The organism is Saccharothrix sp. (genome assembly GCF_031180885.1).
Lineage (GTDB): Bacteria > Actinomycetota > Actinomycetes > Mycobacteriales > Pseudonocardiaceae > Actinosynnema.
The window spans coordinates 18,275-29,079 of sequence record NZ_JAPSLK010000018.1 but is presented as its reverse complement, the minus strand read 5'-3'; the positions used below and the strand labels follow the sequence as shown (position 1 = coordinate 29,079).

Sequence of the window (10,805 nt, the reverse complement as noted above, 5' to 3'; positions counted from 1 at the left end):
ACCTTCTTCAGGCGGCGCCGAGTTCGTCGTCGATGAACCGCAACAGCTCGTCGGCCGAAGCGGTCTTCAGCACCGTGTCCACGTCCGGTCCGGCCGCGTCGGCGCCCGCGTCGGACTTCTCACGCCAATTCGACAGCACCGCCTGCAACCGCTCGGTAATCCGCGCCTTGACCGCCTCGTCGAGGTCTCCGGCGCCGGCCAGCGACCGCTCGAAGCCGGCCAGTTCGCCCAGCAGCGCTTCGGCCGGGTCGACCTCGGCGGGAGCGAGTTCGGCCAGCAGGAAGTCGGTCAGGGCGTTGGCGGTCGGGTAGTCGAACACCATGGTGGCGGGCAGTTTGAGACCCGTGGCCGCCTTGAGGCGGTTGCGGAACTCGACGGCGGTCAACGAGTCGAAACCCAGTTCGGTGAACGGTTTGTTGGGTTCGACGGCGTTGGCGCTGGCGTGTCCGAGGACGGTGGCGGCCTGTGCCTTGACCATCTCCAGCGCGGTGTGGCGGCGCTGGGGGCCGCTTTGGCGGGCCAGTTCGTCCTTGAACGCGCCCGCGGACTGGGTGGCCTCCAGCGTGCGGCGAGCCGGACCGCGCACCAGGCCGCGCAGGAGGGTGGGCAGCATGTCCACCCGGCCCAGTTCGCGCAGGGCCGTCGGGTCCACCGGCATGGGCACCAGCAGCGGTTCGTCGATGCGTTGGGCCACGTCGTACAGGGCCATGCCCTGGGCCACGGACAGCTCCAGCAGGCCGCCGCGGGCCATGCGGGCGCGGTCGTTGGCGTCGAGGTGGGCGGTCATGCCGCTCGCCTCGCCCCACAAGCCCCACGCCAGCGCCTGCGCCGGGAGCCCGGCCGCGCGGCGTTGGGCGACGAGGGTGTCCAGGAAGACGTTGGCGGCGGCGTAGTTGCCCTGTCCCGGGCCGCCGAGGGTGCCGGCGGCGGCGGAGAACACGGTGAACTCGGCCAGGTCGTGGGTCAGTTCGTGCAGGTTGACCACGGCGTCGACCTTGGGCCGCAGGACGTTTTCCACCTGGTCCTCGGTGAGCGCGGTGACCACGCCGTCGTCCAGCACGCCCGCCGTGTGGATGACGGAGGTCAGCGGGTGCTCGGCGGGGACCAGGGCGAGGGCTGCTTCGAGCTCCTGCCGGTTCGCCGCGTCGGCCGCCGCGATGGTGACTTCCGCGCCCAGGCCGGTCAGTTCGGCGGCCAGTTCGGGTGCGCCCTCGGCCTGGAGGCCTCGGCGGGAAGTCAGGAGCAGGTACTTCACGCCGTGGTTGGTGACCAGGTGCTTGGCCAGGAGGCCGCCGAGGGTGCCGGTGCCGCCGGTGATGAGGACGGTGCCGTTCGGGTCGCGGCGGGGCGGCACGGTGAGCACCAGCTTGCCGACGTGCTTCGCCTTGGACATGAACCGGAACGCGTCGGGCGCGCGGCGCATGTCGTAGGGCTTGATCGGCAGCGGGGTGATCTTGTCCGCCTCGACCAGTTTGAGGACGTCGTGCAGGATCGCGCTGACCCGGTCGGGGTCGATGGCGAGCAGGTCGAACGCCTGGTAGGCCACGCCGGGGTGGTCCTGGGCGACCTTCTCGGGGTCGCGGACGTCGGTCTTGCCCATCTCGACGAACCGGCCGCCGGGGCGCAGGAGCCTCAGCGAGGCGTCCACGAACTCCTTGGCCAGCGAGTCGATGACCACGTCGATGCCCTGGAACTGCTGCTCGAAGTCGAGCGTGCGGGAGTTGGCGATGTGGTCGTCGTCGAGGCCCATGGCGCGCAGGGCGTCCCACTTGCCGGGGCTGGCGGTGGCGAACACCTCGGCCCCGAGGTGGCGGGCGAGGCGGACGGCGGCCATGCCGACACCGCCGGCGGCGGCGTGGATCAGGACCTTCTCCCCCGGCTTGACCTCGGCGAGGTCGACCAGGGCGAAGTACGCCGTGCAGAACGCGATGGGCGTGGCCGCGGCGGTGGCGAACGACCAGCCCTGCGGGATGCGCACGACCATCCGGGCGTCGGTGACCACCTCGGGGGCGAAGGCGTCGTGGAACAGGCCCATGACGTGGTCCCCGGGCTTGATGCCTTCGACGTCCGGGGCGGTTTCGATGACCACGCCGGCGCCCTCGCCGCCCATGACGCCGTCGCCCGGGTACATGTCCAGGGCGATCAGGACGTCCCGGAAGTTCAGGCCGGCGGCGCGCATGGCGATGCGGACCTGGCCCGGGCCCAGCGGGCGGGGGTCGTCGGCGGGGAGGAGGGCGAGGTTGTCCAGGGTGCCCTTCTCGGTGACGTCCAGGCGCCAGCGGTCGGTGTCGGGGACGAGGGCCGGGGTGGTGGTCGCGCGGGCCAGGCGGGGCACGTAGGCCACGCCGTCGCGGATGGCCACTTGGGGTTCCGCGGTCGTGAGGGCTCGGTGGGGGTCGTTGTCGTCGATGTCGAGGAGGATGAAGCGGTCCGGGTTCTCGGTCTGGGCGGAGCGGATCAGGCCCCAGATGGTCGAGTTGGCGAGGTCGTCGGCCGGGTCTTGGGTGCTGATGGCGTTGTGGGTGACGATGACCAGCTTGGACTCGGCGAGGCGTTCGTCGGCCAGCCACTCGCGCAGGGTGGCCAGGGTGGCGTTGACGGCCTGGTAGGCGCCTTGGACCGGGTCGTCGGTGGTCCGGTGGTGGGGCAGGGCGACTCGGTCGGGGATCGGGGCGCCGTGGTCGAGGGCGGTCTTGAGGGCGGCCAGGTCGGGGTAGGTGTCGGTGACGAGGCCGGCCTTGGCGGGCAGGTCGCAGGTGCCGAGGACGGCCCAGCGGTGGCCTCCGGCCCCAGTCTCCATTGTCCCACCGGGGTACGACAGTTCGGTGGGGAGCGGGGTCCAGTCGAGGCGGAACAGGGCGTCGTGGTGGGTGGTCTGGGTGGTGGGTGCGGTTGCCTCGCGGAGGACCAGGGACTCGATGGTTGCCACCGGGGTGCCGGACTGGTCTGTGGCGGTGAGTTCGACCGCGTTCTGGCCGCTGGGGCGCAGGCGGACGCGGAGGGCTGTCGCGCCGGCCGCGTGGACGGAGACGCCGGTCCAGGAGAAGGGCAGGAGGGGGCCGGTGCTGGTCGTGCTCAGGGCCAGGGGGTGGAGGGCGGCGTCGAGGAGGGCGGGGTGGAGGGTGAAAGCTGCCGTGCCGGCGGCTTCGGGGAGGCCCACCTCGGCCAGGATCTCGTCGCCGCGTCGCCATGCCCTGCGGACGCCCCGGAAGGCGGGGCCGTAGTGCAGGCCCGCGCTGGACAGGGTGTCGTAGAGGTCGGCTACCGGGAGTTCTTCCGCCTCCGGGGGCCAGACCGGTTCGAACGTGGCCGGCTGGTCGGACTCGCCGAGCAGGCCCACGGCGTGGCGGGTCCACGGGGTGTCGTCGGTCGGACGGGAGTGGATCTTGACGGGGCGTTGGCCGGTCTCGTCGGGTGCGCCCACCCACATCTGGACCTGGACGCCGCCCTTCTCCGGCAGCACCAGCGGGGCGGTGATGGTCAGTTCGTCGACCTTGCCGCAGCCGACCTCGTCGCCGGCGCGGACCGCCAGTTCCACGAAAGCCGTGCCGGGCACCAGGACCTGGCCGCCGACGGCGTGGTCAGCGAGCCACGGGTGGGTGGTCGCGGAGAGCCGGCCGGTGAACAGCAGGCCGTCGGTGTCGGCGACCGCGACCGCCGCGCCGAGCAGCGGGTGGTCGGCGGCGGCCAGGCCCAGGCCCGCCGCGTCCGCCACGACCGCGCCCGCCTCGGGCCAGAACCGCTCGTGCTGGAACGGGTAGCCGGGCAGGCGGACCTTCCGCGCGTCACCGTGCGGCCAGCGGACCTTCACGCCGTGGGTGTGGGCCTCGCCGACCGACAGCAGGAAACGCGGCAGCCCGCCCTCGTCGCGGCGCAACGAGCCGACCACGGACGCGGTGGCCTCGGCGTCGTCGATGATGTCCTGCACGCCGATGGTCAGCACCGGGTGCGGCGAGGACTCGACGAACGTGGTGAACCCGGCATCGAGGAGCGTGCGGACGGCCGGCTGGAACCACACCGTCTGGCGCAGGTTCCGGTACCAGTACTCGGCGTCCATCACGGTCGTGTCGAGCCAGCAACTGTCCACTGTGGAGTAGAACGGGATGTCCGACTTGCGGGGCTTGAGGCCTGCGAGGACGTCCAGGAGTTCGTCGTGGATTTCCTCGACGTAGGTGGAGTGCGAGGCGTAGTCCACGTCGATCTTCTTGGCGCGGACGCCGGTCTCGGCGCACTCGGCCAGCAGTTGCTCCAGCGCCGGGGGTTCGCCGGCGACGACGGTGGACCTCGGGCCGTTGACGGTGGCGACGGTGACCCGGCCGGCGAAGTGCTCGATGCGCTCGCGGACCTGGTCGGCGGGCAGCGGCACGGACACCATGCCGCCCTTGCCGGACAGCCGCAGCAACGCCTTGCTGCGCAGGGTGACCACCTTGGCGGCGTCCTCCAGGGACAACGCGCCCGCGACGGCTGCCGCCGCGATCTCGCCCTGGGAGTGGCCGATGACGGCGGACGGTTCAACGCCGTAGGACCGCCACAGGGCCGCCAGCGACACCATCACGGCGAAGAGGACCGGCTGCACCACGTCCACGCGGTCGAGGGACGCCGAGCCCGGGGTGCTGCGGACCACGTCGAGCAGCGACCAGTCGGTGAACCGGTCGATCGCCTCGGCGCACTCGGTCATGCGCTGGGCGAAGACCGGTGAGGTGTCGAGGAGTTCGACGGCCATGCCGATCCACTGCGAACCCTGGCCGGGGAAGGTGAACGCGATCTTGCCGGCCGGGTTGGCCGTGCCCGTGACGACGGTCGGTGACGGCTCGCCCGCCGCGAGCGCGGCCAGGCCGGCGCGCAGGGCCTCGGTGTCTCCGACCACGACCGCCCGGCGGGGGTGGGTGGCGCGCTGGGCCAGCGAGTACGCCAGGTCGCGCGGCTCCTCGGTGTCGAGCAGGGGCAGGAGGTCCGCCGCCTGCTGCTTGACCGCCGCGTCGGAGCGGGCGGACAGGACCAGGGCGACCGGGTCGTTCGACGCGGGCCGGTCCGGGGCCTGCTCGGCGGCGGGCTCCTCGATGATCACGTGCGCGTTGGTGCCGCTGAACCCGAACGACGACACGCCCGCGCGGCGCGGCCGGTCGGTGCGGGGCCACGGCTGCGCGTCGGCCAGCAGGCGCACGCCACCGGACCAGTCGACGTGCCCGGTGGGCTCCTCGACGTGCAGGGTCTTGGGCAGTTCGCCGTGCTTGAGCGCGAGCACGGTCTTGATCACGCCCGCGACGCCGGCGGCGGCCTGGGTGTGACCGATGTTGGACTTCACCGAGCCCAGCCACAGCGGCCGGTCCCGGTCCTTGCCGTAGGTGGCGAACAGGGCGTCCACCTCGATCGGGTCGCCCAGGGCGGTGCCCGTGCCGTGCGCCTCGACGACGTCCACGTCGGACGGTGCGAGGCCGGCGTTGGCCAGCGCGGCGCGGATGACCCGTTGCTGCGACGGGCCGTTGGGCGCGGTGAGGCCGTTGGAGGCGCCGTCCTGGTTGACCGCCGTCCCGCGGATCACGGCCAGCACCTCGTGCCCGGCGGCGACCGCGTCGGACAGCCGCATCAGCACGACCACGCCGACGCCCTCGCCCCAGTTCGTGCCGTCCGCGCCGGCCGCGAACGCCTTGCAGCGGCCGTCCGGGGCTAGCCCGCGCATCTTGGAGAACTCCACGAACGCGCCCGGCGTGGACATCGCGGTCACCCCGGCCGCGACCGCCGCCGAGCACTCGCCCGACCGCAGGCCCTGCACCGCCAGGTGCAGCGCGACCAGCGACGACGAGCACGCGGTGTCGACGGTGACCGCCGGACCCTCCAGGCCCAGCACGTAGGACAGCCGGCCGGACAGGATGCTGGCGGCGTTGCCGGTGGCCATGAAGCCCTCGGCGCTGGCCCCGACCGCGCCGGTCAGCCGGACGTAGTCGTTGTTGTTGGTGCCCACGTAGACGCCGGTCGGCGTGCCGCGCAGGGACGTCGGGTCGATGCCCGCGTCCTCGAACGCGGTCCACGACGCCTCCAGCACCAGCCGCTGCTGCGGGTCCATCGCCTCGGCCTCGCGCGGGCTGATGCCGAAGAACGCGGCGTCGAAGCCCGGCAGGTCGTGCAGGAACCCGCCCTCGCGGACGTAGCTGGTGCCGGGGTGCTCGGGGTCGGGGTGGAACAGGCCGTCGAGGTCCCAGCCCCGGTCGGTCGGGAACGGGCCGATGCCGTCGCGTCCCTCACGCAGCATCGCCCACAGCTGTTCGGGCGTGGCGACCCCGCCGGGGAACCGGCAGCTCATGCCGACGATGGCGATGGGCTCGTCGGTGAACCCGGTGGCGGCCACGACCTCGGCCGTCCCGCTCTCCAGCAGGTGCTGGGCCAGGGCTTCGGGCGTCGGGTAGTCGAAGGCGACGGCGGCGGACAGCCGGATGCCGGTCGCCTCGATCATCCGGTTGCGGAACTCGACGGCGGTGACCGAGTCGAAGCCCAGTTCCTTGAACGCCCGGGTGGCTTCCACGGCCTCCGGACCGGCGTAGCCCAGGGTCAGCGCGACCTGCGTGCGGACCAGGGTGGTGACGTGGTCCAGGCGGTCGGCCTCGGGCACGTCCGCGAGCAGCCGGGCCAGGTCGTCCGACGAGGTCGACTCGGTCTCGGTGACCGCCTCGGGGATCGCGTCGAACAGCCGGCTCGGGCGCAGGGCGGTGAAGGACGGGACGAACGCGGTCCAGTCGACGTCGGCGAGCACGACGGCGGTGTCGGCGGCGGCGAGCGCGGTGCGCATCGCGGCAATCGCCCGGTCCGGGGACATCGGGGTGAGGCCGCGCTTGCGGAGGGCGGCGTCGATGTCGTCGTCCACGAGGTTGCTGCCCGCCCACGGTCCCCAGGCCAGGGACGTGGCCGCCTGGCCGCGGGCGCGGCGCTGCTCGGCGAGGGCGTCGAGGTGGGTGTTGCCGGCGGCGTACGCGGCCTGCGCGCCACTGCCCCACACTCCCGCGACCGACGAGAACAGCACGAACTCGGCCGCGTCGGGGAAGACCGCGTCCAGGTTCCGCGCGCCCTCGACCTTGGCCGCGAGGACGTTCGCGAACTCCTCGTCGGTCATGTCGGCGATGGGCGTCAACTGGGCGAGACCGGCGACGTGGACGACGGTCCGGATGTCGTCGTGTTGCGCGGCAACGGCTTCGAGGGCTTCGCGGTCGGCGACGTCGCACGCGACCACGGTGACCTTGGTGCCGATCTCCGCGAGGACTTCGGCGGGCGCGGCGCCCCGGCGGCTGAGCAGCAGGACGTGGTCCGCGCCGTCGTCGGCGTAGGCCTTGGCGACCTCGATGCCGAGCGTGCCGGTGCCGCCGGTGACCAGGACCGTGCCGGTGACGGGCTGACGGCGGGGGTTGCCGGTGACCGGGGCGCGGTGCAGGCGGCGGACGAACACGCCGTCCGGCCGGACCGCCACCTGGTCCTCGCCGATCCCCGCCAGCACGCCGGCGAGGGCAGCGCCGGTGCGGTCGTCGAGCGTGGCGGGCAGGTCGACCAGACCGCCCCACACCTGCGGCAGTTCAAGGGCGGCAACCCGCCCCAGCCCCCACACCTGCGCCTGGTCGGGGTCGGTGACCGGATCGGCCGGGGAGGTCGACACCGCGCCCCGAGTCAACGACCACAACGGAACCCCGTGCGGCGCAACGACCTTCACCAACTGAAGCGTGTCCGCCGCCCCCAACACCGACACCACACCGGTCACGCCACCGCCCGCCAAGACGTCCGCGACACCGGCGAGGTCGGTCGTGACGATCTCCGCACCGTGGGCGGCCAAGGCTTCCGCGACGTCCGCACCATCGGCGCCGACGACCAGCCAGGTCCCGGTCAACGTGCGGTTGGTGCCGCTGGGCAGGCGCTCCCACTTGGCCTGGTAGCGCCAGGCGTCCGACTGCGACCGGTCCTGCCGGCCCTTGCGCCACTCCGCCAGTGCGGACACCACCGAGTTCACGGGGTCGTTCGGGTCGATGTCGAGTGCGGAGATGAACGTGTCCAGGTCGTCGTCGGTCGTCGCCGTGGACGCCTCGACGCTGTCCATCCAGAACCGCTCGTGCTGGAACGCGTAGGTCGGCAGGTCGACCCGGGACCGCCCGGTGCGCCCGTAGAACGCCTCGGCGTCCACGGTAACCCCGCGAACCTCCAACCGCGCCAACGCCTCGACCAACGCCCGCGGCTCGTCCCGATCCCGACGCAACACCGGGATCAGCGCCACATCACCCTCGACGCTGTCCGCCGCCATCGTGGCCAGCACGGAGTCCGGCCCGATCTCCAGCAACGCGCTGCTCTCCACCGCCCGCACGGCATCCGCGAACCGCACAGCACCCCGCACCTGCCGCACCCAGTACTCCGCGCCGAACTCCACCGGCCGCTCGACACCCCGAGACGCCACCCCCTCGACGCCCGAAGCTCCCGCACCCTCGACGCCCGAAGCTCCCGCGCCAAACTCCTCGGCACCCTCGACGCCCGGAACTGTCGGATCCTCGTGGGACGATGGAGACTGGGGCCGGAGGCCGGCCGTGGACACCATCGGGATCACCGGCTCGTGGTAGGTGATCGTCTCCGCGACCGCCCGGAACTCGGCCAGCATCGGCTCCATCAGCGGCGAGTGGAACGCGTGCGACACCGTCAGCCGCTTGGTCCGCCGCCCGGCGAAGTGCTCCTCCACCGCCGCGACCGCCTCGACAGCGCCCGACACGACCACCGACCGCGGCCCGTTGACCGCAGCGATGTCCACGTCCGGCCCCAGCAGCGGCACGACCTCGTCCTCGGTCGCCTCGACCGCGAGCATCGCGCCACCGCTCGGCAGCGCCTGCATCAGCCGCCCGCGCGCCGCGACCAGCCGAGCCGCGTCCGCCAGTGAGAACACCCCCGCCACGTGCGCGGCAGCCAGTTCCCCGATGGAGTGGCCGACCAGCACGGACGGCGTCACGCCCCACGACTCCAGCAGCCGGAACAGCGCCACCTCGATCGCGAACAGCGCGGGCTGGGTCCACCCGGTCTGGTGCAGGTCCTCGCTCTCCAGCACGTCCTTCAACGGCCGGTCGAGGTGCGGGTCCAGCGCCGCGCACACCTCGTCGAACGCCGCCGCGAACGCCGGGAACGCCTCGTACAGCCCGAGTCCCATGCCCAAGCGCTGCGCGCCCTGACCGGAGAACAGCATCGCGGGCTTGCCGCCGGCCACCCGGCCGACCACCACGTTCGGTGCCTTCTCGTCCCGCGCCAAAGCAGCCAGACCCGCCGACAGTTCCTCAGCGGACGTCCCCACCACCGCGGCCCGGTGCTCGAACCGCGCCCGCGAGGTCGCCAAGGCGTACCCCAGCTCGGCGGGGTCCACGGTGGACGCCGCAGAAACCAGGCGCTGGGCCTGGTCCCGCAACGCCTTCGGGTCGCGCGCGGTCACCAGCAACGACGTCACGGGCGCGGAGGCCGGCTCGACCGGCGCGGTTTCGGGCGCCTGCTCGATGATCACGTGCGCGTTGGTGCCGCTGAACCCGAACGACGACACGGCGGCCCGGCGCGGACGCCCGGTCTCCGGCCACGGCGTCGCCGAGGTCAGCAGCCGGACGTTCCCCGCGGACCAGTCGACCTGGTCGGACGGCTGCTCGGCGTGCAGGGTCGCGGGCATCACCCCGTGCCGGATCGCCTCGACGACCTTGATGATCCCGGCGACCCCGGCCGCGGCCTGGGTGTGACCGATGTTGGACTTCACCGAGCCCAGCCACAGCGGCTCGTCGCGGTCCTGGCCGTAGGTGGCGAGCAGGGCCTGCGCCTCGATCGGGTCGCCCAGCGTGGTCCCGGTGCCGTGGCCCTCGACCACGTCGACCTGCCCGGTGGACAGGCCCGCGTCGACCAGCGCGGCCTCGATGACCCGTTGCTGGGAAGGCCCGTTGGGCGCGGTGAGGCCGTTGGACGCGCCGTCCTGGTTCACCGCCGACCCGCGCACGACGGCGAGCACGTGGTGCCCGTTGCGCAGCGCGTCGGACAGCTTCTCCACCAGCAGCACGCCGACGCCCTCGGCGAACCCGGTGCCGTCGGCGTCCGCCGAGTACGACCGGCACCGGCCGTCCGGGGACAGACCGCGCTGGCGGGAGAACTCCACGAACGTCAACGGCGTCGCCATCACCGACACGCCACCGGCCAGCGCCAGCGTGCAGTCACCGCGCCGCAGCGCCTGGATCGCCAGGTGCAGCGCGACCAGCGACGACGAGCACGCCGTGTCGACGGTGACCGCCGGGCCTTCGAGCCCCAGGGTGTAGGCGACGCGGCCGGACACCACGCTGCCGGACGAGTTGCTGCCCGCGTAGTCGTGGTACATCAGGCCGGTGAACACGCCGGTCGGGCTGCCCGCGAGCGTCGCCGGGTCGATGCCCGCCCGCTCCAGCGACTCCCACGCGACCTCCAGCAGCAGCCGCTGCTGCGGGTCGAGCCGGACCGCCTCGCGCGGGCTGATCCCGAAGAACGCCGGGTCGAAGTCCGCCGCGTCGTACAGGAACCCGCCGCGCGCGGTGTAGGAGGTGTTGTCGCGCACCGACTCCGGGTCGTGCAGCGCCGCCAGGTCCCAGCCGCGGTCGGTCGGGAACGCGCCCGTCGCGTCGGTCCCGGACGCCACCAGCCGCCACAGGTCCTCGGGACCGGTCACCCCGCCCGGGTAGCGGCAGGCCATGCCGACGATCGCGATCGGCTCGTGCGCCGCCGCCTCCACGTCGTGCAGCCGCTGCCGGGTCTTCTGCAGGTCGACGGTGACCCGCTTGAGGTAGTCCCGGAGCTTG

General features: G+C 73.0%; 1 pseudogene. It reads right to left on the bottom strand.

The features are described from left to right. Positions 1 to 7 precede the first annotated feature (7 nt). Positions 8 to 10,777: pseudogene (locus RIN75_RS21490) on the bottom strand (SDR family NAD(P)-dependent oxidoreductase); the annotation flags it as partial. Between the last annotated feature and the right edge of the window lie 28 nt (positions 10,778 to 10,805).